At 62.9% G+C, this 26,204-nt stretch carries 15 protein-coding genes and 1 pseudogene; 5 read left to right on the top strand and 11 right to left on the bottom strand.

Features of this window, described 5'->3' with window-relative positions; translation table 11 throughout:
- Positions 1-75 precede the first annotated feature (75 nt).
- Positions 76-1,509 carry a M20 family metallopeptidase gene (locus AC1DLT_RS15420; protein ID WP_477487323.1) on the bottom strand — a complete coding sequence of 478 codons (1,434 nt, stop codon included), beginning with the start codon at positions 1,507-1,509 and terminating at the stop codon, positions 76-78.
- Positions 1,510-2,037: 528 nt separating this feature from the next.
- Here AC1DLT_RS15420 and AC1DLT_RS15415 point away from each other — a divergent pair.
- The 5 genes from AC1DLT_RS15415 (at position 2,038) to AC1DLT_RS15395 (ending at position 7,449) form a co-directional block, all read left to right on the top strand.
- Complete coding sequence (locus tag AC1DLT_RS15415) at positions 2,038-3,633, top strand: ABC transporter substrate-binding protein (protein ID WP_477487322.1); 1,596 nt, start codon at positions 2,038-2,040, stop codon at positions 3,631-3,633.
- A 156-nt stretch (positions 3,634-3,789) separates the two neighbouring features.
- Positions 3,790-4,794, top strand: coding sequence for an ABC transporter permease subunit (locus AC1DLT_RS15410; RefSeq protein WP_038546848.1), 1,005 nt, complete (start codon positions 3,790-3,792; stop codon positions 4,792-4,794).
- 77 nt (positions 4,795-4,871) lie between these two features.
- Complete coding sequence (locus AC1DLT_RS15405; RefSeq protein ID WP_477487448.1) at positions 4,872-5,738, top strand: ABC transporter permease subunit; 867 nt, start codon at positions 4,872-4,874, stop codon at positions 5,736-5,738.
- Between the two features lie 2 nt (positions 5,739-5,740).
- The gene (locus AC1DLT_RS15400; protein ID WP_477487321.1) at positions 5,741-6,598 is read left to right on the top strand and encodes an ABC transporter ATP-binding protein; all 858 of its coding nucleotides are present in this window, start codon (positions 5,741-5,743) and stop codon (positions 6,596-6,598) included.
- Entirely contained in the window at positions 6,595-7,449 is an 855-nt protein-coding gene (locus AC1DLT_RS15395) for a dipeptide ABC transporter ATP-binding protein (protein WP_477487320.1), read from the top strand. Before AC1DLT_RS15400 ends, AC1DLT_RS15395 begins: the two co-directional genes overlap by 4 nt.
- An 884-nt stretch (positions 7,450-8,333) precedes the next feature.
- Here the strand turns inward: AC1DLT_RS15395 and pbpC are convergent.
- The 10 genes and pseudogenes from pbpC to AC1DLT_RS15345 form a co-directional block, all read right to left on the bottom strand.
- Entirely contained in the window at positions 8,334-10,415 is a 2,082-nt protein-coding gene (gene pbpC, locus AC1DLT_RS15390) for a penicillin-binding protein 1C (RefSeq protein ID WP_477487447.1), read from the bottom strand.
- Positions 10,416-10,431: 16 nt separating this feature from the next.
- Positions 10,432-15,879: an alpha-2-macroglobulin family protein gene (locus AC1DLT_RS15385; protein WP_477487319.1), complete on the bottom strand. Its 5,448-nt coding sequence runs from the start codon at positions 15,877-15,879 to the stop codon at positions 10,432-10,434.
- 137 nt (positions 15,880-16,016) lie between these two features.
- On the bottom strand, positions 16,017-16,766 hold the full coding sequence (locus AC1DLT_RS15380) for an SDR family NAD(P)-dependent oxidoreductase (RefSeq protein ID WP_477487318.1): 750 nt from the start codon (positions 16,764-16,766) through the stop codon (positions 16,017-16,019).
- A gap of 878 nt (positions 16,767-17,644) precedes the next feature.
- A pseudogene (locus AC1DLT_RS15375) lies at positions 17,645-19,273 on the bottom strand (acyl-CoA synthetase); the annotation flags it as partial.
- Positions 19,270-20,439: an acetyl-CoA acetyltransferase gene (locus AC1DLT_RS15370; RefSeq protein WP_477487317.1), complete on the bottom strand. Its 1,170-nt coding sequence runs from the start codon at positions 20,437-20,439 to the stop codon at positions 19,270-19,272. The pseudogene AC1DLT_RS15375 and the gene AC1DLT_RS15370, both read right to left, overlap by 4 nt.
- A gap of 16 nt (positions 20,440-20,455) precedes the next feature.
- Positions 20,456-21,331, bottom strand: a complete 876-nt coding sequence (locus AC1DLT_RS15365) for an IclR family transcriptional regulator (RefSeq protein WP_477487316.1) — start codon at positions 21,329-21,331, stop codon at positions 20,456-20,458.
- Between the two features lie 35 nt (positions 21,332-21,366).
- Complete coding sequence (locus AC1DLT_RS15360; RefSeq protein ID WP_477487315.1) at positions 21,367-22,386, bottom strand: TRAP transporter substrate-binding protein; 1,020 nt, start codon at positions 22,384-22,386, stop codon at positions 21,367-21,369.
- 46 nt (positions 22,387-22,432) lie between these two features.
- Positions 22,433-24,289, bottom strand: a complete 1,857-nt coding sequence (locus AC1DLT_RS15355; protein ID WP_477487446.1) for a TRAP transporter large permease subunit — start codon at positions 24,287-24,289, stop codon at positions 22,433-22,435.
- A gap of 324 nt (positions 24,290-24,613) precedes the next feature.
- Positions 24,614-25,417: an SDR family NAD(P)-dependent oxidoreductase gene (locus tag AC1DLT_RS15350; protein WP_247138171.1), complete on the bottom strand. Its 804-nt coding sequence runs from the start codon at positions 25,415-25,417 to the stop codon at positions 24,614-24,616.
- Between the two features lie 167 nt (positions 25,418-25,584).
- The gene (locus AC1DLT_RS15345) at positions 25,585-26,166 is read right to left on the bottom strand and encodes a DUF2239 family protein (RefSeq protein WP_477487314.1); all 582 of its coding nucleotides are present in this window, start codon (positions 26,164-26,166) and stop codon (positions 25,585-25,587) included.
- Positions 26,167-26,204 lie beyond the last annotated feature (38 nt).

Below are 26,204 nucleotides of genomic sequence, written 5' to 3'. Positions count from 1 at the left end.
ATTGGACAGCCCAAATCGCCGTTTTCAGAGACGCCGACCGTTCAAAATAGTTGACGCGTCGATCAGTTTATTTGGTCATTTCAGCGTCATTGCCGCGACCGGAGGTTCGGCGCCGGCCGGGATAGGGCTTTTGTAATCCTGTCCCTTGCGCCGCTTCTTGAGATCGGCCCAGGCCGCCTCGCGGAGTTGATCGCTGGTCATGGCGGCGAGCCCCGTCGCGGCCATCGCCTTGGCGACCGAGACCATGCCCTTGTGGGCAAGTGGGCTCTTGCCCTGCGCAACCACTTGCCAGGTGTGAAGCTGGGTGCCGACGGCGAGCGTCGCGCCATAAGCCTGCACGGTCGGCACGACCCAGCTGACATCGCCGACATCCGTCGATCCGCCCATCTGGCGGTTTTCGGTGTGCGGCGGCAGGATGAAATCGGCAAGCGGAATATCCCGCTGCTCCAGGCGCTCCTGGTTCCAGCTTGCGGCAATGTCTTCCGGCGTCAGCGTGGCACGGATCTGCTCGGCAAATTCGATATCCGCGGCGTCGAACGGCGGCGGACCCATGCTGTCCCAGACATCCTGCATGACGTCCATCAGCGGTGTGTTGACGACGAGGTTGGAAACGCCGGCCAGGATCGTGCTCTCGACCTTGGTCTCGGTCATCAGCGCCGCACCTTCGGCAACCTTCTTGACCCGCTCGATCAGCGTGAAAAGCCCGGGAAGATCTGCGGAACGGACGACATAGCGCACCTTGGCATGCGCCTGCACGACGTTCGGCGAAATGCCGCCGCTATCCAGGACCGCATAATGGATGCGGCTTTCGGACGGCATGTGCTCGCGCATATAATTGACACCGACGCTCATCAGTTCGACGGCATCGAGCGCGCTGCGGCCAAGTTCCGGCACCGCGGACGCATGGGCGGCGCGGCCCGCGAACGTGAAGTCGATCCGGCAGTTGGCAAGCGAAGTCTCCCGCTGCACGCCGGCGAAATTGCTCGGATGCCAGCTGATTGCGATGTCGACATCCTCGAAGGCACCGGCCCGCACCATGAACGCCTTGGCGGCACCGCCCTCTTCCGCCGGGCAGCCGTAATAACGCACCCGGCCGGGCGTGCCGGTCTTCTCCAGCCAGTCTTTCAGCGCGGTCGCCGCCAGCAGCGATGCGGAACCGAGAAGATTGTGGCCGCAGCCATGACCGTTCGCGCCTGATGTCGTCGGGTCATGCCGGGTGACGCCAGCCTTCTGGCTGAGGCCCGCCAGCGCATCATATTCTCCGAGGAAGGCGATCACCGGACCGCCCTCGCCCGCCTCGCCGATCAGTGCGGTCGGAATGCCGGCGACGTTCTCGGTGATCTTGAAGCCCTGCGCCTCCAGCATTTCGCGATGCGCGGCAGCCGAAAGCGTCTCCATGTAGCAGGTTTCCGGCGTCTCCCAAACGCGGTCCGCGAGTACCGTGAAGACCTCTTTTTTGCGGTCGATGAAATCCCAAACGAGCGGGAGATTGGAATTGCCTGTCGTCATGAAACCGTTGCCTCGATAGATCTATGCTGGTCGGAAGGCCCGAACCGTACCCAATTCCTGGCCGATGGCAATGCGGCATTGCAGCAAAAGTAGGCTGTGCTGAGGGATTGGGCGAAAGGAATGCGGATGTGAATGGCACGCGAATGTTAGCATCTCGACAACCGGATCATAATCGGTATGCTCCCGCGCCATGGCCCGCAGGCAAATCTATGAAACGAGCCTAAAAGAATAAAAATGCACGGGAATTTTGCCGATTTTGTGGAAAATTTTCTAAAAAATAAAGCGGGCGAGAAATTCGATACGGCGGCAGCCGTTGATCGGAATCAAGGAACAAGGGCGTGCCCGGCCTGAAGGCCGGAGCAGACCCGCCAGGAGAAACGCATTTTGAGGCCGGCCGCAGCGAAATATCGCCGGCCAGGAGGTGAACACGGGAATACCAGTCGTTGGGCGCTATATACGCGCCATTCCAGCTGAAGACATCCACCGGGCACGGCACATAAGCCGGCCACAGGTCATCGGGAGATCCATATGAAATACAAACTCACCCTTGCCGCAGCGCTGCTGTCGGCAACATTCTTCGCAAGCGCCGCCAGCGCCAAGACCTTCGTATATTGCTCGGAAGGTTCTCCGGAAGGCTTCGATCCCGGCATCTATACCGCCGGCACGACCTTCGACGCATCGGCGCATCCGATCTACAATCGCCTGCTCGAGTTCAAGCCGGGCACGACCCAGCCGGAAGCCGCCCTTGCCCAGAGCTGGGAAATTTCCGCTGACGGCACCGTCTACACCTTCAAGCTGCGTCCGAACGTCAAGTTCCAGACGACCGACTTCTTCAAGCCGACCCGCAATCTGAACGCCGACGACATCGTCTTCTCGCTCGGCCGCCAGATCGACGAAAAGAATGCCTGGAACAAGTACATTTCCGGCGCGACCTGGGAATATGCCGATGGCATGGGCTTTCCGAAGCTGATCAAGTCGATCGAGAAGGTCGACGACCTGACGGTCAAGGTCACCCTCAACCGTCCGGAAGCACCGTTCCTCGCCAACGTCGCAATGCCGTTCGCTTCGATCCTGTCGAAGGAATATGCCGACAGCCTCGAGAAGGCCGGCAAGAAGGAACAGCTGAACCAGATGCCGGTCGGCACCGGCCCGTTCACCTTCGTCGGCTACCAGCAGGACGCGGTCATCCGCTACAAGAAGAACGCCGATTTCTGGGGCAAGGCTCCGAAGATCGACGATCTCGTCTTCGCGATCACCACCGACGCCGCCGTTCGTTACCAGAAGCTGAAAGCCGGCGAATGCCACCTGATGCCCTATCCGAACGCCGCCGACGTGAAGGCGATGAAGGCTGATCCGAACCTCCAGGTTCTGGAGCAGGAAGGCCTGAACGTCGCCTACCTTGCCTACAACACGACCAAGGCTCCGTTCGACAAGGTCGAAGTCCGCAAGGCGCTGAACAAGGCGATCAACAAGAAGGCGATCGTCGATGCCGTCTTCCAGGGCATGGCGACACCCGCCGTCAACCCGATCCCGCCGACCATGTGGTCCTACAGCAAGGCCACCCAGGACGACACGTACGACCTCGAAGCGGCTAAGAAGATGCTCGCCGACGCAGGCGTCAAGGATCTTTCCATGAAGGTCTGGGCGATGCCGGTTTCGCGTCCCTACATGCTGAACGCCCGCCGCGCTGCCGAAATCATCCAGGACGATTTCGCCAAGATCGGCGTCAAGGTCGAGATCGTCTCCTTCGAATGGGCCGAATACCTGCAGCGTTCGAAGGACAAGAACCGTGACGGCGCCGCCATCATGGGCTGGACCGGCGACAATGGCGACCCGGACAACTTCCTTGACACGCTGCTCGGCTGCGACGCCGTCGGCGGCAACAACCGCGCCCAGTGGTGCAACAAGGAATTCGACGAACTGGTGAAGAAGGCCAAAGTCGTTTCCGACCTGGCCGAGCGTACCAAGCTCTACGAACAGGCTCAGGCGGTCTTCAAGAAGGACGCTCCCTGGGCAACCATCGATCACTCCCTCGCCGTCGTTCCGATGCGCAAGGGCGTGACCGGCTTTACCCAGAGCCCGCTCGGCGACTTCACCTTCGAAGCGGTCGATATCGCGCAGTAATTTCTGCTTCACGACGATTTTGCCGCGGGACGCGTTGCGTTTCCCGCGGCATTTTCTTATGAGACGCCAAAATTTGGCGCAGACGCCACGATTGCCGCCTTCATGGCTTGACAAAACCGTGAATCGGCCACGAACCAAAAACCACGAAGGTTTCGAATGTTTGGCTTCCTGTTGCGGCGTATCGCCGTGTTGATCCCGACTTTCATCGGGGTCTCGATCATTGCTTTTTCATTTATCCGACTTCTGCCGGGTGATCCGGTTGCACTTCTTTCCGGCGAACGCGTCATGTCGCCGGAGCGGCATGCCCAGATCAGCGCCCAGCTCGGTTTGGACCGGCCGCTGGTCACCCAGTATTTCGATTATCTCGGCGGCGTGCTGACCGGCGATTTCGGCTCGTCGATCGTGTCCAAGAAGCCGATCCTCGACCAGTTCTGGGCGCTGTTTCCGGCGACCGTCGAACTTTCCTTCTGTGCCATCGTCATCGCCATCGCGCTCGGCATTCCGGCCGGCGTGATCGCCGCGATCAAGCGCGGCTCGATCTTCGACCAGGGACTGATGGGCATCGCGCTTGTCGGTTATTCGATGCCGATCTTCTGGTGGGGCCTGCTGCTGATCATCCTCTTCTCCGGCACCCTGCAATGGTTCCCGGTTTCCGGCCGCATCTCGCTGATGTTCTTCTTCCCGCCGGTCACCGGCTTCATGCTGATCGACTCGCTGCTGTCGGGACAGAAGGGTGCCTTCGCCTCGGCGATCAGCCATCTTGCGCTGCCGTCGATCGTGCTTGCGACCATTCCGCTCGCCGTCATCGCCCGCCAGACGCGCTCCGCCATGCTGGAAGTGCTTTCGGAAGACTACGTCCGCACCGCCCGCGCCAAGGGCCTCTCGCCCTTCCGTGTCGTCGGCATCCATGCGCTGCGCAACGCCATGATCCCGGTCATCACCACGATCGGCCTGCAGATCGGCGTCATGCTCGCCGGCGCCATCCTGACCGAGACGATCTTCTCCTGGCCGGGCATCGGCAAATGGATGGTCGACAGCGTCTTCCGCCGCGACTACGCCGTCATCCAGGGCGGCCTGCTCCTGATCGCGGCCATCATCATGTTCGTCAATCTCGTCGTTGATCTGCTCTACGGCCTGATCAACCCCAGAATCCGACACTGAACCGGCACCAAGAAGGAGAAAATCCCGTGGCCGATACCACTGTTACCAAGATCGCCGAGCCGGTTTCCAGCGCCGCGATGCGCCGCCAGATGCTCCGCGAGTTCTGGTTCTACTTTTCCGAAAATCGCGGCGCCGTTCTGGGCCTCATCATTTTCGTCGCCCTCGTCATCGTGGCGATCTTCGCGTCGTTCATCGCCCCGCATTCGCCGTTCGAGCAGTATCGCGATTTCGCGCTGCTTCCGCCGGCCTGGGCCGAGGGCGGCAACCCGTCCTATCTGCTCGGCACCGATCCTGTCGGCCGCGACATCCTGTCCCGCCTGATCTATGGCGCGCAGTATTCGCTGTTCATCGGCGTCTTCGTGACGACGCTGTCGCTCACCGGCGGCATCATCGTCGGCCTGATCGCCGGTTATTATCGCGGCTGGGTCGATACCGTCATCATGCGCCTGATGGATATCATCCTCGCCTTCCCGTCGCTGCTGCTCGCCCTCGTGCTCGTCGCGATCCTCGGGCCTAGCCTCACCAACGGCATGATCGCCATCGCGCTCACCCTGCAGCCGCATTTCGTGCGCCTCACCCGCGCCGCCGTGATGGCCGAGAAGACCCGCGACTATGTGACCGCCGCAAGGCTTGCCGGCGCCGGGCCGCTGCGCCTGATGTTCCGCACCATCCTGCCGAACTGCACCGCGCCGCTGATCGTCCAGGCGACGCTCTCCTTCTCGAACGCCATCCTCGATGCCGCCGCCCTCGGCTTCCTCGGCATGGGCGCCCAGCCGCCGGCACCGGAATGGGGCACGATGCTTGCCGAAGCGCGTGAGTTCATCCTGCGCGCCTGGTGGGTCGTCACCTTCCCCGGCGTTGCCATTCTCGTCACCGTTCTCGCCATCAACCTGATGGGCGACGGCCTGCGCGATGCGCTCGACCCGAAACTGAAGAGGTCCTGATCATGGCGCTCTTGCAAATCGATAACCTCATCGTCGAATTCGAAACCGCAACCGGCTGGTTCCGTGCCGTCGACGGCGTCTCCGTCTCGGTCGAAAAGGGCGAGGTCCTGGCGATCGTCGGCGAATCCGGCTCCGGCAAGTCCGTCGCCATGCTGGCCGTCATGGGGCTGCTCCCGTGGACCGCCAAGATCACCGCCGACCGCATGCTCTTCGAAGGCCGCGACATCCAGAACATCAGCCCGACTGAGCGCCGCAAGCTGATCGGCAAGGACATCGCGATGATCTTCCAGGAGCCGGTCGCCAGCCTCAACCCGTGCTTCACGGTCGGCTTCCAGATCGAGGAAGTGCTGCGCATCCATCTCGGCCTGGACAGCAAGGCCCGCCGCGCCCGCGCCATCGAGCTGTTCAGCCAGGTCGGCCTGCCCAACCCTGAAGAGCGGCTGAACCACTTTCCGCACCAGATGTCGGGCGGCCAGTGCCAGCGCGTGATGATCGCCATTGCGATCGCCTGCAATCCGAAACTGCTGATCGCCGACGAGCCGACCACGGCGCTCGACGTGACGATCCAGAAGCAGATCCTCGACCTGATCATGGCGCTGCAGGCGAAAAACGGCATGGGCCTGATCATGATCACCCATGACATGGGCGTGGTCGCCGAGACCGCCGACCGTGTCGTCGTGCAGTACAAGGGCCGCAAGATGGAGGAAGCCGACGTGCTTTCCCTCTTCGAAAACCCGAAGAGCAACTATACCAAGGCGCTGCTGGCGGCGCTGCCGGAAAACGCCACCGGCGACCGCCTCACCACCGTTTCCGCCTTCTTCGACGGCAATCCGGAACCGGCGCCGGAGGCACGCGCATGAGCGATAATATGACCAACAACACCATGCTCGAAGTGCGCGACATCAAGCGCGATTACGAACTGCCCGGCGGCCTCTTCAAGCCGAAGAAGATCATCCATGCGGTGAAAGGCGTTTCCTTCAAGCTCGAACGCGGCAAGACGCTGGCGATCGTCGGCGAGAGCGGCTGCGGCAAATCCACCCTTGCCCGCATGCTGACCTTCATCGACGAACCGACCGGCGGTGATCTGCTGATCGACAACAAGAAGGTCGACACCCGCCCCGGTCACCTGACCCCGGAAATGCGCCAGAAGGTGCAGATCGTCTTCCAGAACCCCTATGGTTCGCTGAACCCGCGCCAGAAGATCGGCGACGTGCTCGGCGAACCCTTGGCGATCAATACCGACATGTCCGCCGGCGAACGCCGCGACCGCGCCAGCGAAATGCTCAAGAAGGTCGGCCTTGGCCCGGAACACTATAACCGCTACCCGCACATGTTCTCGGGCGGCCAGCGCCAGCGCATCGCGATTGCCCGCGCGCTGATGATGAACCCGAAGCTTCTCGTGCTCGACGAACCGGTTTCGGCCCTCGACCTTTCGGTGCAGGCCCAGGTGCTGAACCTGCTCGCCGACCTGCAGGACGAGTTCAACCTCACCTACGTCTTCATCAGCCACGACCTCTCGGTGGTGCGTTATATCGCCGACGAGGTGATGGTGATGTATTTCGGCGAGGCCGTGGAATACGGCACCCGCGAAGAAGTCTTCTCGGATCCGAAGCACGACTATACCCGCACGCTTTTCAAGGCGACGCCGCGGGCGGATATCGAGTCGATCCGCGCCCGTGTGGCGAAGAAGAAGGCGGCGGCCGCAGCTTAGGACGCCCTTCGAAGCGATTGCATCATACTTCCGAAAGCCGATTTTCGCGGAGTGTTGAAGAGGTTCAATTGTTGGGCGATTTGAGAGAGGTCGTGCCCCATCATACCCCCCTCTGCCCTGCCGGGCATCTCCCCCTCAAGGGGGGAGATCGGCCAGAAGCAAGGTCTTACCCAGCCAAAAGCTTTGAGCTTGCCGAACTCCACTCCCTGCCAGCTTCCTGTCGCCGCACAAATCAGAGAGGGACCGCTGAACACGCCTCCTTCGATCTCCCCCCTTGAGGGGGAGATGTCCGGCAGGACAGAGGGGGGTATGGCAGGGAGCGCCGTCCAATGCGGTCTTTACGTTTTACCCGTGGATTATTCATCGCCGCCTTCCAGCATCTCCAATGACTTAACCGCATCATCATCCCCGCCCTCCCAAACAATGCCTACAATCCGCTCGCTTCCGTCGCCGGAGTGTTTCGCGAGACGTTCGCGGGCAGGCGGGAGCCGGCGCCCTCATTGGATCCGTAACGTGCGGGGAAGGTGAGGGAGGTGAAAGCCATGGCGGCAAGGTCTTCGGATCAAGCCGCCTATCAAGCCTCCCCCTGGCCGCCGGGCCAGGTTCGGTTGAGCCGTGCAAGTGGCAAGCTTATCCCGAAAGGATGGGCGCGAATAAAGCCACGCAGCGAGGCGAGATGATCACCTGTAGAGGCCGGAAGCCTCGAAAAGACGCCGAAGGCCACGCGAATGCGGAGCCATACTATTATTTTACTATGAGGTTCCGCATTCGTGTGGGCTCTCCGATCTTTGAAAACCACGGCAGGAAACTGCGCGGGGCTCCAGAGTGTTGGCCGAAAGCGAGCGAACGCTTGAACGCCTTCTCTCGCGGAAGCTCCGACATTTCTATTCCACGAAAACCCGGACACTCGCGGCCCGGCCGGCGGCGTCGATCACCGTCAGCGTCGAATAACCGGCGCCATCCGGCGTCCATTCGCTGGTCCGGCGACGGGATAGCTCGCTGAGCGGCTTGCCATTGGCGAGCCAGCGGAACGGCGCGCGGCCGCCCTGCAGCTTCAGGACCAGCGGCGAGATATCGCCCGATTGCGCCCCGAGATCGACGCGCGCACCCTCCGGCGGATAGACGATCTGCGGTGCGGGCTCCCGCGTCGAGGCGGAAAACAGCCCGCTCGCCGTCATCGAGAAACGCCGCTGGCTGATCGGCAGCTCGGTCTGCGCAATGCGCACGGCCCCCGACGGTGCCGAGGGCAGCGGCGTGATCGGCACGCCGGACTTTAAAAACGCCTCGAACAGGATCGGCGCTGCCGTCTGATAACCGGCGATGCCCGGCACCGCGCCATTATCCGGCCGCCCGACCCAGACGCCGAGCACATGACGCCCGTCGAAACCGACCGACCAGGCATCGCGATAGCCGTAGCTCGTGCCGGTCTTGTAGGCGATGCCGAGCCTTCGGCTGCCCTGCGGCGGGAGAACATCGGACAGAATGTCCGCAACGTTCCACACCGCCTGCGGATCGAGAAGCGGCTCGCCGTCAATCATGCCCGGCTGGTCCTCAATGCCATTGCCGATCCGCATCGGATTGCCGCGATTGGCAAGCGCCGCATAGGCCTGCACCAGATCCTTGAGCGTGATGCCGACGCCGCCGAGACCGATCGCCAGGCCCGGCGCCTCGTTGGCCGGCAGCACCGGCCGCACGTCGGCACGGCGGAAACGGATCATCAGCCGCGACGGGCCGACGGCATCCAGCAGCCGCACGGCCGGCACGTTGAGCGACAGCTGCAGCGCTTGGCGGACGCTGACATCGCCTTGGTAGGTCATGTCGAAATTCTTCGGCCGATAACCGAAGAAATCCGCCGGCCGGTCCTCGATGATCGTTTCCTGGGAAACCAGCCCCTGCTCGAAGGCGAGGCCATAGATGAACGGCTTCAGCGTCGAGCCCGGCGAGCGGTTGACCCGCGTCATATCCACCCAACCGGAGCGGCTCGCATCGAAATAATCGGCCGAACCGACTTCGCCGACGATCGCGCCGGTGGTGATATCCGCCATCACCATGGCAACGGACACCTTCGGGCTGAGCTTGACCGAAGCTTCCCGGGCGACCTGCTCAAGCCCCTGCTGGATGCTACGCTTCAAAGTCGTCTTGTGCTGGTCGATCTTCGGCTGCTTGCGGATCGCCGCTTCGGCGAGATGCGCAGCATAGGCCGGCAATTGCAGCCGGCGTGCCGGGATGCCGTCGCGTGCCGCCCGCTGCGCTTCGCCGTCGCCAGTGATCGCCGCCACGGCCGAACGCATCAGCACCCTCTCGCGAGCCGCCTGAGCAATCTTGAAATGCCGGTCCGGCCGCCGGCCTTCCGGTGATTGCGGCAGAGCAACAAGAAGTGCTGCTTCCGCCACCGTCAGCCGCCGCGGCTCCTTGCCGAAATAGGCAAGGCTTGCTGCCCGCACGCCCTCGAGATTGCCGCCATAGGGCGCGTGGGTGAGGTAGAGTTCGAGGATTTCTCTCTTGGACAGCCGCCGCTCTATCTGGATGGCTCGGACCACCTGGCGGAGCTTGGCCGCAACGGAGCGGTTCTCGCGCGGTTCGATCAGCCGGGCCACCTGCATCGACAGCGTCGAAGCGCCAGACACGACGCGACCGTTGGTGACAAGCTGCAGCATCGCTCGCCCAAGCGCCCACGGATCGACGCCGCCATGCTCGTAGAAACGCTGGTCCTCATAGGCGACCAGCATTTTCAGGAAACGCGGGTCGACGTTTTCGGTGCTCGTGCGAAGCCGCCAGCGGCCTTCCGGCGTCGCGAAGGCGCGCAGCAGCTCGCCATCCGCGTCGAGCACTTCGGCGGACACCACCCGCGCCTTTTCAAGCGGCGGCGGATAGGCCCTGTCGGCCGCATCGAGGCCGACGATCAGCCCCGCCGCTACGCCGAGGCCGATACCCAGACCGATCGAAAGTTTCCACCTGAGCTTCATCGGAACGAGCTGCCGCTTACTGGGCGGCAAGCACCTCCATCTTGCCGGTTGCGGTACGGGCCGAGAACTGCGGACGGTACATGTCCTCGACCTGGGCAGCCGGATGATCGTAGACGCCAGGGGTTACGGCGCGGACCACATAGGCAAGCGTGATCTCGCGGTTGTCGCCGGAACTCCGGTCGAAGGCCGCAACGAAACGGTCGTTGCGGAATTCGGTATGGGCCGCCTGCACTTCCTCGATCCAGTCGAAATTGGCAAGGCTGGCGCTGTTGACGATGCTCGGATTGTCGATCTCGAAGCCGGCCGGCAGAAGGTCGGTGACGACGATGCGCGAGGGCCAGCTGTTGCTCTCGGTGATCTTGATCACCGCGACATAACGCTGGTTCTGCTCCGCTTCGCTGACATTGGCCTCCTCGCCGTCCATCGAATAGTAGGTCCGGGTGATCTGGAAACCATCGCCGCCGGCGGGCAGCGGCTGAGCCGGGGCCGCAACCGTGGTGATCGAAGCAGACAGCGGATCGGCACTGTTGTTCTTGACCGTCAGCGGATGGCCGATCAGCGCATCGCCGGTCATCTGCGACATCAGCGTGCCGCGATGGTCGGCACCGTTGACCTGCAGGCGCAGGCCGTCGTCACCATTCTGCAGCGCGCGGGCGGCGAGCAGCATCCAGGTCTGTTCCTGGGTGCTGGTGTATTTCTTCTGCCCCCATTCCTTGGCAACGATGGTGGCGAGCGCCGGAACGATCGGCGGCACCGGCCGGCTTTCGGCGGCGAGCGCCAGAACCGCGGCACCATCTCGCAAGGACGAGCCATAGTCCGAACGCGACAGGCTGACCCGGTGGATCTGCGCGTCCTGCGACATCTGCAGCGAGGCCGCGAAGATATTCTTTGACCGCTGCGCATCGCCATAAAGTGCCAGCGCCGCGGCAATATGGGCCTTGGCGAGCGGCGTCGGGAAGTCGTTCAACATCGTGTCGGCGTAGTAGCGAAGGTCGCTGATCGCGGCCTTGCGGTTGCGGGCGAGCACATAGAGCGCGTAGGCGATCTCGTTGCCCTGATCCTTGATATTGTTGGTGAAGCCGAGCGAGTTCTGCAGGCTGTCGAGAGCCTGGACGAGCGCCTGTTCAGGCACATCGTAACCCTGTTCGCGGGCCCGGCTGAGGAAGTCGCTCACGTAGGAATCGAGCCACAGATCGCCGCCGCCCGGACCCCAGAGGCCGAAACTTCCGGCAGAGGACTGGTAGGACAGCACGCGATAGATCGCGTCCTGGACCCGCTTCTTGACTTCCGTATCGTCGGCAAGGCCGTTCTGCACCGCCATCTGGCTGAGATAGAGAAGCGGCAGGGCGCGGCTGGTCGTCTGTTCGGCGCAGCCATAGGGATAACGGCTGAGGCTCATCAGCAGCGCCGGAATGTCGAAGGCGGTGGAGCGGCTGACATTCACGCTGATCGAGGCACCCGGCAGGATGCTGTCGGCAAGCAGGTTGGCATCGACCGTGACGCTGGAGCCCGGCTTCAGCTCGACAAGCCGCTGCTGGGTGATCGGCATGGCAGCCGGCCGCACCGGAATATCGAGCACCTGGTCGAGCGACATGCCCGACGCATTCGAAAGGCGGATCGAGATCGACCCGTCGCCCGGCTCGACGCCGCGAAGTGCCAGCGTGACATCCGACTTGCCGCCGGCGGCCAGCGTTATCTTTCCGGTCCCCTTCTGATCGACGGAAACCGGCTTGTTGGTGGTGATGGCGAGCTGGTAATCGCCGGCCGGCGCATCGGTATTGGCGATGTCGAGCCTGAGATTGGTCTGGTCGCCAGGTGCCAGGAAGCGCGGCAGGCTGGCTGTCACCACGACCGGATCGCGGATCACCACGTCCTTGACGCCATGCCCGACGCCGGTCTTCGACCAGGCGACCGCCATGACGCGCGCCGTGCCGTTGAACTGCGGAATGTCGAAGGAGACATTCGCCTTGCCCTGCGCATCGAGTTTCACCGGGCCGGAGAAGAAGGCAATCAGCTTTTCCTTCGGCGGGCTCGACTGCAGCGCCGCGCTGCCGCCGTCGCCGCCGGTGCGCAGCCGCCCGGTTGCGCCGAGCGAGCCGTCGATCAGGCGGCCGTAGAGGTCGCGGATTTCGAGGCCGAGGCGGCGCTGGCCGAAATACCAGTCGTCCGGCGCCGGAGGCTGGTAACGCGTCAGATTGAGGATACCGACATCAACCGCCGCGACGGTGACATAGGCGTCCTGGTTTGCGCCTGCTCCGGCGACCTGCAGCGAGATGTTGAGCGGCTGGCGCGGCAGCGTCTTTTCCGGCGCCGTGATCGACACCTGCAGATCGCGGCTTTCCGGATCGACCTTCAGCCAGGTAACGCCGATGGCGCGCATCGGCATGCGGCTTTCCTGCGCCTGGCCCGGACGATAGAGCGTCGCCGTGACATAGGAACCGGCACCCCAGGCAGTAGTGACGGGGATTTCCACCTCACCGCCATTCGCGCCGATGCTCGCGGTCTTGACCGCGATCAGGCTCTCCGAACCGGAGGTGATCATCAGCTCGCCGGCGTAACGCGACGACACCTTGAGCTTGGCCGTCTCGCCGACCTTGTAGCTCTGCTTGTCCAGTGCGATTTCCAGCGCATCCGGGGTTTCGGTCGAGGTCGCGGTCACGAACCAGCCGGCGTCGAATTCGACGCTGGACGTGGGTCCGCCGATATCGGCGGTCTCGACCTCGAGCCGGTAGCGGCCCCACTTGACCGGCACCGAAACCTTGCCACCATCCGCCGTGACATTCACCGTGCCGTTGGCAGCCTGGCTGGTGCGGGTCACCGGCTCATACCGCCAGGACGAGCCGTCGCGATACCATTGATAGTCGCGGTCGATCTTGACCAGTTTCCAGGGCAGGTTCTGCACCGCCTGCTTCTTGCCGGCCTCGTCCACCATGATCACGGTGAAATTGCCGACCGAATTTTCGCCGAGATCGCCGGAAAACTCCGGCTTGATGCCGATCCGGGCACCTTCCGCCTTGACCGGCAGGGTGATCGAACGCTCGATCGCCCGCCCGCCTGCCTCCTGCATGCGCACCACGATATCGGCGTTGACGAGCTGCGTCGTCGACGGCGCTTCGGAAACGGTCGCGTCGAAGGTAACCTTGCCGTCGTCGTCGAGCGGTTCGAGCGCCTCCAGCGGAATGCGAACCGCTTCGCTCGCCTCTTCATCGACGAGGCCGAACTGGTAGCCCGGGAAGGCCGGATTTTCGCGCGACGTCTTCAGCGCAATCTCGCCTTCGAGATTGAGGCCGGCCGCCGGCGCTCCATAGAGATAACGGCCGTCGATATTGACTGGCGCCGGCTCCCCGACCGCGATTTCCCTGGCGTCGCTGGTCATGTCGAATTCGATGCGGTCCGGCACGAAGTCGTCAACGAGGAAGGTCTTTTCGCCGATTGCCGACCCCTTGGGATCGGTGAAGATTTGGATCGTCCAGGTGCCGCGCATCGAGGTCGCAAGCAGCGGCAGGTCGAGCGCATAACCGCCGAGCGAGCCGTTGTTGACGATGCGCCGATCCTCGACGCCGTCAGGCCGCAGGAAGACGAACGTCAGCGGCAGGTTCTCGATCGCCGTCGCATCGATATTGCGGGCAAGCGCCGAGGCATGCACGGTTTCGCCGGGGCGGTAGATGCCCCGTTCGGTCCAGGGCAGGATATCGATCGCGCCAGGCGCCGGACGGCCGGTGACCCCACGGTCGGACAGGTCGAAGCCGGCACGGGCCATGTCGAGGAAGACATAGTCCTGGCCGTTGTTCTGGGCCGCCAGCACGGCCGGCACCATCGCCGCCGTGCCGCGCATCAGGCCTGCGGTAAACACCGCGCGGCCATCCGCATCGGTCTTCGCCGTGCCGAGGATTTCGTTGTTCTTGGCGAGAAGCTGCAGGTCGACGCCGGCCATTGGCTTGGCGCTGCCGAGCGAGCGGGCAAAGACGTTGAGGCCGTCCGTGCCGGCGTAGGTGGTGAGCCCGATATCGGATACCACGAACCATTGCGTCGCCTTGGTATCGTATTCCTGGCTCGGCGCATTGGCGGCCGCCGCCGTCAGCATGTAGACGCCGGGCTTGCGGGTCGGCAGAGCCTCGTCGACGGGGAAGCTGGTCACCACGTCCTTGTTGAGATCCTGGGCGATATCGATCGTACCCTGCCAGACCAGTTCGCCGCTCTGCTCCTGGATCTGGGTGGCGTTATAGCCGTCCATCTGGGTCAGGAACTGCGAGTTGGCGAGCAGCGGGGCGATGCTGCGGTCCCCTACCCTGTAGAGCTTCAGATTGGCCTTCTCGGTATTGACCGAAACGATCGGAATGCCGCGGCGCGCGGTCGACGGCAGCACGAAACTGTCGCCGGTGAACCGCACGGTCGCCGAACGATCCTTGACGTAGACATCGATATCGACCTGTGCCGCGAGCGGCTCGTCGACAGAAGAGGGCAAGCCACGGCGCAGCGACAGCTTGTAGCGCTGGCCATGGGTCAGGCCTTCGACGCAGATCTGGCTGTCCTTGGCCTCCATCGCCTTCGGCGCCTGGCCGTTGAGCACGACAAAGGGCGCGTAATCGACGCCGATCTTCACCAGCGGTTCGGAGAATTGAACGCAGACGCGCGGATTGGCGCTGTCGGCATCGACCGTGTTGCCGGTCACGCGGAAACCCTGGCGTTCGCGCAGGTCGTTATAGGCGGCCTGAACGGTGCGGGCATTCACCAGCGCAAGGCTCGCCTTGTAGGCATTGAGCGCGGCGCGATAATTCTGCTGCTTGGCAAGCGCGGCCCCGAGAACCGCCAGCGCATCGGCGCGGGTCTGCGTCGTGCGTGAAAGCTGGTAGCCGTTGACGGCGGCAAGCGTGCCTTCGCCGTCGACCGTGGTGTTGTTCTTCGCGGTGCTGGCAGCACGGGCAAGCTCGATCCACAGCGCACCGTCGTCGGGGATGACCGAGAGCGCGCCTTTGAAATTGTAGACGGCCGTATCGATATTGCCGGCCAGAACCTGGCCCTGGGCGATCGTCTTCAAATTTTCGACGCCGTAACCCTGCTGGTTGTCGCCAAGCGTCAGCCCATCCTTCTGATCGCGCGCCTGCTGGAGGACTTCTTCCGAGAGGAAAGACAGTTTTGGCGGGGCGCCGATATCGGGTTCAACGGCGGTTACGACAATCTTGCCGGCGGTCGCACCCGGAAACGGGTTGAGCTGGCTGTAATCCGACTTGAGGAAGCACCATTTGGCTTTCTCGTTATAGGTGAAAGCCTTGCAGGCATTGTCGCCGATGCAGGCCGCCTCGCACTGGGGCTGGCTGACATTCTTCACGGTTCGAAGATCGAAACCGAGATAATCGCTGTTCGGAGTGCTTTCGATCCGCCGGTCGGCCGCAGTCAGCGGCGAGACGAGAGCGAAAGCGGAAACGATGAGAGCGAGAAAGCCGAATAACGCGCGCCTAGACATTGAAAGTCCCCCCGTGGCTGCCGTCGGAAGTCGGCAGTTTTCTAATCTATCCCGTGACTTGTCAACGAGCGTCGACGCGTCGGGCCGCCTATTTTCGTGAAGAGATTGTCATATGACGAATGTCGTGCCGGAACGGTTCAGGCCATCAGTCCGGCAGCCGTGAATCCGCCGTCGACGGCCAGAATCTGGCCGGTCACATAGGAGGATTGGCGTTCGTCGACGAGAAAGGCGATTGCCGTGGCAATCTCCTCCGGCCGACCGTAACGGCGCATCGGCACGGTGCGCTTCCACTCTTCACGCGTCGCTGCCGTGTGGTTCTCCTTGACCATCGGCGTCTCGATCGGACCCGGCGCAATGGCGTTGACGCGGATCAGGTCGTCGGCAAGTTCGACCGCCATGATCTTGGTGAGCGTCACCAGCGCGCCCTTCGACGCGCCATAGGCGGAACGGCCGAGATTGCCCTTGATGCCGGAGACCGAGGCGATGTGGACGATCGACCCGCCGCCGTTTTCCCGCATGATCGGCGCCAGTGCCTGCGACAGCGCGAACGCGCCGACGACGTTGACCTCGTACATCCGCCGGAGCTGATCGGTCGTGGTATCGGCGAACCGAACGTTCGAACCGACACCGGCGCTGTTGACCAGTGCCTGCAGCGGGTTTTGAAGCGCCTGGCAGCGATCAGCGAGTTCGGCGATCGCCTTCTCGTCGGTGATATCGAGAAGAACGGTGGTGAGGAGACCGGCCCGATTGCCGAGCCTTTCCATCAGCCGATCGAGCGCTTCGGCATCGCGGTCGGTGGCCAGCACATGCCAGCCGGCTTCGATCAGAAGCTCCGTCGTCGAAAGGCCGATACCCGATCCCGCACCCGTGACGACGACGCTGCGCATGTTCAGCTCTCCCGATTGTCGATGATGACCAGTTCGAAGGTGACGCCGACGGGATTGTCGCCCCGCGCCAGCCGGCCGTGATAAATCACGCCATCCGTATCGACGACCGCGGCATCGATCGAGGCCTGAAGCCCATCCGGCGTCATTTCGAGCACGCCGTTCTCGATGGCGATCTCGGTCGCGAGGCAGACCACGCGGCGCCCATCCTCGAACACTGGCTCGTTGATGCTGCCGATGCCGTAGATGCGGGCGCTCTCGATGCCATGCTCGCGGCAGACTTCCTCGATTGCCAAACCGACATCCTCGTTCGGCCGGATCCGCAACAGAATGCCGTTGCCCTCACCGCTCTCACCCTTTGCGGAAAACAGCGTGAAATTCGTTTCCGGATCGGGGACGGACGAGAACGTCGCGGTGGCGCTGCCATACCCTTTGACAGCGATCGGCCAGCTGACGATGCTGTCGAAGGGCAGCACATGCCCCATCCGCAAAACCCCTTCGCCGGTATCCCAGATGCCGTGGCAATGCAGGAACGGCGCCCCGTCCCGTTCGCCGACCATCGCAGTCGCCGCCTGGAACCTACCACCCGCTTCCGGCGCGAAGGTCGCACTGTACCAGGCAGCATGGTCCTTGTCTGGCGAGAAGGCCGGCAGGACATAACGGAACGGATCGCAGGCTCCACCCTCGATATTGAGGAAACCACCCTTGCAGCCGGCCTCCGCAAAAACGCGCGCTACCTCGGCCATGAAAACCTCGCCCGGCCGCAGCATGCCCTCGACCGGCTTTAAAGCGGTCCGCACCGCCTCGCGCCTGATCGGAGCGGCAGGGCCTGGATGCTTGAGCCGGCGCAGCGCCGGCAGGTCGTTAGCCGGCTTATTATCGAGCTCGCCGCGCGCCTGCAGTTCTTCGCGGATCATCTTCTTGGTGATCTTGCCGTAGGCGGATTTCGGCAGAGCGTCCCAGAAGATGAAGCGCTTCGGCATCTTGTAGCGGGACATCCTGCCGTCGATGAAGGCGAACAGGTCCTTGTCGGTCACCGCCGAACCCGGCTTGGCGACGCAGACGGCGATGCCGACTTCCCCCCAGAGCGGATCGGGCACGCCGAGCACAGCCACTTCGCTGATCGCCGGATGGGTAAGGAGCTTCTCCTCGATCTCGCGCGGATAGACGTTCGAGCCGCCGGAAATATACATGTCCGAGGCACGGCCGGTAATGTAGAGGAAACCCTCCGCATCCATATGGCCAAGGTCGCCGGTGCGGAACCAGCCGTTGCGGAACGCCTTCTCGTTGGCCTCCGGATTGTCATAATAACCCGCGAAGACCGCCGGGCCGATGCAGCAGATCTCGCCGGTCTCGTATGGCGCGACCTCCTCGCCCGCATCGTTCTGGATCGACACCTGCATGCCGGTGCGTTCCATGCCGCAGGTCCCGATCCTGGCGGCTTCGCCGTCCTCGGCCGAATGCAAGGCTGGCGGCAGGACGGTGATTGCCCCCGTCACCTCGCCGAGCCCGAAATATTGCACGATCACAGGCCCGAGGCTTTTCAGCGCCCGCTTCTGGTCCTCGCGATACATCGGCGCGCCCGCATAGATGACGTAGCGCAGCGAGGAGTGGTCGTATGTCTCGGCCGCCGGATGCTCGACCAGCAGCTTCAGGATAGTCGGCACTGTGAACATGGTCGAGACGCGCCACTTTTCGATCAGTGCCCAGGCGGCATCGATATCGAACTTTTCGGTCGGCAACAGGATGGTTTTCACCCCATGCGCCACCTGAGTGAGTTGATGCACGCCAGCGCCATGCGAAAGCGGGGCGACGACCAGCGCCGCGTCGGCGGAGGTGACGCCGGGCATCAGGTCGCAGAGATGGTTGTTGATCACGAAAGCCATCTGGCCATGGGTCAGCACCGCCGCCTTCGGCCGCCCGGTCGTGCCCGACGTGAAGAAGAACCAGCAGGGATCGTCGCGCTCGACCCGCGCCTCGACCGGCTTTCTGCCCCGGAATTCCTCCACGAGAGCGTCGTAGGAGGGTCCGAAATCCGCTTCGCCGATCGCAGCAACGAAACCGATTTCGGGATTGCTTTCGCGCACCACCCGGGCGTGATCCGGAAACGAAGCATTGCAGATCAGGCCGGTCGCGCCGCTCGCCTTGGCGAGATAGGCGACCTCTTCCGGCGTCTGCCGGAAATTGGTCGGCACCCAGACGGCGCCGATCCGGAAACAGGCGAACATGCTCTCGAACATCTGGTTGCAGTTCTGCGACTGGACGAGGATGCGATCGCCCTTGCTCACCCCGAAACGCTGCTGCAGCGCCGCAGCCATCGCGTCGATGCGGGTCTCGAACTCTTCCCAGGTCCAGGTCTTCTCGGCCCAGACCAGCGCGATGCCCTGCGGTTCGCGGCGCGTCGCCTGCGTCACGAAGCGGGCAAGGTTCATCACCCGCGTCGAGCGGGGGCTGAGCCCGCCCTTCGGCTCAGTCCGACCGCCGACGCCAACCGAGGTCGTCGCATTCATTTCGTCCGCTCCAGGATCGACACGTAATTGGCGACGGCAGCGCCGCCCATGTTGAACACACCGGCCATTGTCGCCTTCGGCAGCTGCATGTCGCCCGCCTCGCCGCAGAGCTGCATCGCCGCCATGACATGCATGGAAACGCCGGTTGCGCCGATCGGATGGCCCTTGGATTTCAGGCCCCCGGACGGATTAACCGGCAGACGACCATCCTTGCGGGTGATCCCTTCGCGGATGACGCGATAGCCCTCGCCGGGCTTGGCGAGCCCCATCGCCTCGTATTCAATGAGTTCGGCTATCGTAAAGCAGTCATGGGTTTCGACGAAGTTGAGATCGTCGAGCGAAACGCCCGCCTCCGCCAGCGATTTCTGCCAAGCCATGCGCGCGCCCTCGAAGGCGATCGGATCGCGGCGCGACATGGCAAGGATATCGTTGACATGGTTATGCGCCTTGAAGGCGACCGCGCGCTTCATGCCGGCCGCGACTTCGGGCGCCGCGATCACCAGGGCGGCCGCACCATCCGAAACCAGCGAGCAGTCGGTGCGCCTCAGCGGCGCTGCCACATAGGGATTCTTGTCGGACACCGTATTGCAGAAATCGAAGCCGAAATCCTTCTGCATATGGGCATAGGGGTTTTTCATGCCGTTCGCGTGGTTTTTCGCCGCGATCATTGCGAGCTCTTCCGAACGGTCGCCATAACGCTGGAAATAATGGCTGGCGATGCGGCCGAAGAGACCGGCGAAACCGCCCTCCACGTCCGCTTCCTCCTCGCGGTAGGAGGCCGACAGCAGGATATCGCCCGTTTCCTTGGTGGGCAGGGCGGTCATCTTTTCGGCACCGACGACCAGCGCGATCTTGCCGCGACCGGCAGCGATGAAGTCGAGCGCGGTATAGAGCGCCGCCGAACCGGTGGCGCAGGCATTCTCCATCCGCACCGCCGGCACATGGTCGAACCCGTCGGCCGCCATCGCCACCAAGGCGCCTTGAAAATCTTGCTTGGAAAAGCCGTTGTTGAACACGCCGACAAAAATGCCGTCGACATCCTTGGCCGTGATGCCGGCATGTTCCAGGGCCGGATTGATCACCTCGGCCATCAATTCCCGCGTCGAGGCCGCTTCGGACTTGCCGAACTTCGAATGCGCCCAACCGACGATCTGCGCTCCTGCCATGACCTTCTCCTTCGTTTCAAACCCGTTCCGGTGTTCTCGACCGTGCCACTTGCGGCGCCTTTCGAAGCGCCGGTTTCTCCGAACTGAACAGCGATTTCAGCCTGCCCTGCACCCGCTCGACCTCGTGAGCCAGCAGCCCGGCAAGCTCTTTCTGACGCGCCTCACCCATGCGACTGTCGATCGCGGCAATCGACAACGCTCCTGCAAGCCGTCCGTCGGGCAGCAGGATCGCCATGCCGATCCCCCAGGAATTGGCGATGACTCGCCCTGGATTGAGCGCGTAGCCAAGCTCGCGTGTGCGGCCGACATCCTCGCGAATGATGTCCGGCGAATAGCCCGGATATTGCGCGGCAATGACGCCTTCAATACGGCCGAGGACCCCCTCGACTTCCGCGTCCGGCAATGCAGCCAGCATCGCAAGTGATCCGGCGCCGACACCGAGCGGGTTCTGGTCGCCGGTCAGCAGCGCGTGGGTGCGCACCGGATGCGTGCCCTCCTCGCGATGCAGACAGACGGCGTAGTCGTCACGCCGCATCGAGACGAAGCTGGTGTCGGCCGATTTGCCGGAAAGCCGCTTCAGGCTTTCGCCCGCCATTTCCAGAAGGCCGTGCCGGCGAGAGGCCAGCATGCCGAGCACGTAAAGCTCTCCGCCGAGATAATATCGGCGGGTAAGTTCGTCCTGTTCGACGAGGCGGGAGCGCATCAGCGCCATCAGCAGCCGCCGGGCCGTGGGTTTGTTGAGGCCGCTATCGGCGACCACATCGGCGAGCGCCACGCCCTTTTCCGCCCCGCGGCCGACGATGGAGAGAAGCTGCAGCGCCCGCTCCACCGCCTGCGAGCCGGAAACGGCACCTTCCCGAAGACCCGAAGGGATCTCGATCACCTGTTGCATATGCCGTTTCCCATCAGATGCATGGCCGCTACCGATCAGCTCAATGACTTGCCGATAGCCTTTTCGAGGATCGCCCAGGCCTCGTCGCCGTATTTCGACTTCCAGTCCTTGTAGAAATTGGCGGCGCGCAGCTTTTCCTGGAAAAGGGCGCCGTCCGGCTTGTTGAACTTCATGCCCTTGCCTTCGAGTTCGGCCTGGACGGTGGCGTTGAGACCCATGACGTCCTTGCGCTGTAGCTCGGCGGCAGCGTTGAAGTGCTTCGAGATGATGCCCTGCAGATCTGCCGGCAGCGCCTGCCAGGAGCGGCGGTTGAGCAGGATCCAGAAACCGTCCCACATGTGGTTCGTCATCGAGACATATTTCTGCACCTCGAACAGCTTTGCCGTCGTCAGGATGGCGAGTGGATTTTCCTGTCCGTCGACGATGCCCGTCTGCAACGCGGTATAGGTTTCGGCAAAGTTGATGCTGGCTGGCGCCGACCCGAAGGCGGTAAACATCGAGGTCCAGAGCGGGCTGACCGGCACGCGGATCTTGAAACCTTCAAGGTCCTTCGGTTTTTCGATCGGCCCCTTGGACGAGGTAATCTGCCGGAAACCGTTGTCCCATATCTTTTCGAGCGTCAGCAGCCCCTTCTTCTCGATCTCGCCGCGAACATACTTGCCGAGTTCGCCGTCCATGGCTGGCCAGACCTTGTCGTAGCTCGGGAACGCGAAACCGACGCCGTTGAGCGAGGCATTCGGCACCAGGGTCGACAGGATGATCGGCGACAGGCTGAACATTTCGACGCCGCCGGAACGCACCTGGTTCAGCATGTCCGTATCGGCGCCGAGCTGGCTCGACGGGAAGATATTGATCGCCATGCGACCACCGCTCTCCTCCAGAATCTTGGCGACAGCCTCCTTGGCGCGGGTATTCATCGGATGCGTCAGCGTCTGGTTGTTGGCGAACTTATAGGTGAACTCGGCGGCATTGGCCGGCCGCGTGCGGATCGAAAAGGTCGTGGCGATGCCGGTCGTGGCCGCGCCCAAAAGAAGCGTTCTGCGATTGACGTTCATGAAATCCTCCTCCGAATTCAGTTCCCAGTTTTTTGCCTCACAGCCTCTAGAGAAAGGCGGTCGAGAAATAGGGCACGGCCGCGATCACCAGAAGGCCGATCATCAGCGCGCCGATATAGGGCCAGATGGCCTTCATCGCTTCGTCGGGCGAAACATTGCCGATCTTGCAGGCGATGTAGAAACCGATGCCGATCGGCGGCGTCATCAGGCCGATATTCATCGCCGTCACCACCACCATGGAATAGTGGATGTCGTTGATGCCGAGCGAACGAGCGACCGGAAACATGATCGGCGCCATCAGCACGATCGCCGGCAGACCCTCGAGCACGCAGCCGAGCACCATGAAGATCAGGATGGTGACGCCCATGAAGGTCAGCCAACCACCTGGCAGGCCTTGCACCGCCTGCACAAGCTGGGCTGCAAATCCCGTCTGGGTCAGTGCCCAGGCCATTGCGGACGCGGCACCCAGGATCATCAGGATCGCGCCGGAAAGTGCTGCCGTCTCCACCAGCATCGCATAGAGCTTCTTCAGGCTGATGCCGCCGTAGAGCGTCGCCCCGATGATCATCGCGTAGAGGACGGCGATCGTCGAAACTTCCGTCGCGGTGGCGATCCCCTCGCCGACGGCGGTGCGGATCAGGAAGGGCAAAACCAGTGCCGGAGCGGCGACCAGCAACGCCTTCTTGATCACCGAAAGCGGTGCACGGCGCACACCGGCCATGGATTCGTGCCGCGCCTTCCAGCGCGCCAGGATCGCGAGAACCAGAAGCAAAACCATGGCGATCGCGAAACCCGACGTGAACAGCCCGGCGATCGAGACGCCGGCGGCGGAGCCGAGCACGATCAGCACAATCGAAGGCGGCACGGTTTCCGCCATTGCCGCCCCGGTCGCCAGCAACGCGATCATCTCCGGCGGCCTGTGGCCGCGGCGTTTCATTTCCGGAAACAGGGCAGGCGCGACGGTCGCCATATCGGAGACCTTGGAGCCGGAAATACCGGACACCAGGAACATCGAACCGAGCAGGACATAGGACATGCCGGCCCGCACGTGGCCGAGCAGCGAGGCCAGCACCTCGACGATCGCCTTGCCCATGCCGGTCGCATCGAGCACGCAGCCGAGCAGCACGAAGATCGGCACCGACAGCAGGATGATGCTCGACATGCCCTCGTCCATGCGGCCGATCATTACGAACACCGGGACTAACGTCGTAAATGTCAGGAATGCCAGCGTCCCAAGGCCGAAACAGAAGGCGATCGGCACGCCGAGCACGAGAAACAACGCCACGAAACCGACGAGGAAGATCGGGATGTTCCAGTTGCCGATCTCCTTGAGGCCCGGCCCGACGAGCCAGAGCAGCAGGGTCGCGGCGGCGATGACCACCACCGATATCGCGACCTGCCTCAAGGTCGATCCCTTCAGCGCGTTGATAACCGCGAGGATCAACATCAGCCCGACACCAACGGGCAGGGCGGCGGCGCGAAAACTCATCGGAATGTTGAGCGCCGCAGAAGTGATGTAGGATTCCTCGATTGCATATTCATAGGCCGGCCGCAGCATCACGCCGAGGAAAAGCGCCATCAGCAGCAGGGCCAGCGTGTTGGCCAATCCCTGCACCCTTTCCGGCAGCATGCCGACGAAGAGCGTCAGCCGCAGGTGCTCGCTGCGGTCGACGGCCATGGCCGAGCCGAGCATGGCAAGCCAGAGGAAAGAGATCGATGCCACCTCGTCGATCCAGACGATCGGCAGCGAAAAAACGTAGCGGGAAATAACCCCGGCCAACAGAAGCGCGATAATTCCGACGAGAAGCGCAGCAGCAATCGCCTCCGCCGGCCGCATCCAGACGGAACCGCTCTGCTGCGGCGCCACGCCTTCGAGGCCGGCGAGCAGCGAAGCCTCGTCCATGGGCTCGACCGTATTATGAGCTGCCGTCACACATCATCCTCCTCTGTGCTGCGAAGCGGACAAACGGAAGAAACGCTCCGGATATTCGCGGACCAAGCCGCAAATCCGCGCGGACCACGCCCCTCTCCGGCGCGACCGCTTCTCCTCTCGACGTCCAGCTCCTCCAGCCATCCGCAGTGGTCCATTATCTGGATCTTATTCTTCTTCAAGTTGCCGGAGTTTGCTGAAGTCCGACAGATTAGGCAAGCCTAGATTTGCCGCCGGAGTAGAAACTTTAAAACCGATCCACATCATGGATCTCGCTCCAGCGCACCTGCAATTGCCTCAGTTCAAGCTGCCGGACACCGTCACATGCAGCCCGCCGTCGATCGGAAGCTCGACGCCGGTAATGTATTTTGCCTCGTCGGAAGCGAGGAAAACCGCGGCCCAGGCGATATCCCAGCCATCCCCCTGCCGTTTCATCGGCGAAAGCGCGTCCCTTTTGGCCTTCATCTCCTCGGCAGAACCATAATAGCCGCTGATCTGCTTCTGGATATGTGGCGTATCCATCACGCCCGGAAGAATCGCGTTGGCGCGGATGCCCTTGGCCGCATATTCGATCGCAATCGCCCGCGTGAAGTGATTGAGCGCCGCCTTCGATGCATAATATGAAACGTAGGGGTAGCCGGTCCACCTGATGGAGGCGAGCGACGAGATGTTGATGATCGCCCCGCCGCCCTGTTTCTCCATGATCGGCAGAACGGCCTTGCAGGTGAGGAAGGCGCTGGTCAGGTTGACGTCCATCACCTTGCGCCAACTCTCTTCGGTTGCCTCCGCCGCACCGCCCGGCAGGTTGATGCCGACATTGTTGTGCAGCACGTCGATACGGCCGAAGCGTTCCATGGTCGCTTCGACAACGGCAGAAATATCACTGGATCTGGTGACGTCCGCGGCGAGCGCCAGGCCTGAACCGCCCTCGGATTCGATGACGTCGACCGTGTTCCTCGCCGCATCGAGATCAACGTCGACGCAGACGACGCTGCCGCCCTCGCGGGCATAGGCGACGGCGGCAGCCTTGCCGTTCCCGAAACCCGGGCCGACCGAGCCGGCGCCGAAAACGAGAACGACCTTGTTCTTCATGCGATCCATAAATTGCTCCTCCGAACCGCCCTCCCCGGCGGCTCGAAACAACTTAGGGTGCGGTTGTCATCCGGTCCATGTTCAATCGCGGACAGAACATGTTCAAAAAGGACCCAACCGCTCGGCATGACCTGAGTCGGCGGCATTTCCCGCCGACTACCCCGACATAGCAGGATTTACTTTTCTTCCGCGGGGCCAGTCCGGAATGCACCTCGGGCGAGATATCGAGCATGGTCCCGGACATCCCTCGGCCAGCTCTCCGTCAGCTCCCTGAAGCGATCCTCCTGCCCCGCATAAAGCGCCCGCGCCGCGTCCTCATATCCCGGCTGATCCCCGCCGAGCGCCCGCATGAAACGATCGGCGACCTCCTGAGCCCGGCGCCTGTCGTCTCCCGAACTGCTGGCTGCGCGCGCCGCATCGACAAGCTTGCGCAGAGCCACCGAGGCGCCGCCCGGCTGCTGGCCAAGCCACTCCCAATGCCGCGGCAGCAGTGTCACCTCGCGTGGCACCACGCCAAGCTTCGGCCGGCCGGGCCGCCGCTCCACCGGCTCGACAGGCTCCGCATGATCCTTGGGAAGGCGACCGAGACAATCTTCGAGAGTACCACGCAGATCGAGATCGACCGGCTTTCCGGTCGCATCGTCGAAGACCAGAACGCTTTCATGGCCACCGGCCTTGATCGCCGTTACGACTTCCGCTGGTGATCCGCCCGCAATGCGTTTTTCACCCAGAAATGCTGTCCAATGAAAATCCGCCATCTGCTTCCTCTGTATTGAGATGCAGATTTATCCGGGTA

It is taken from the genome of Neorhizobium sp. 05N33 (genome assembly GCF_056397445.1).
Note: the sequence above shows the minus strand (reverse complement) of the source record. Positions and strands in the feature narration are given on the sequence as shown.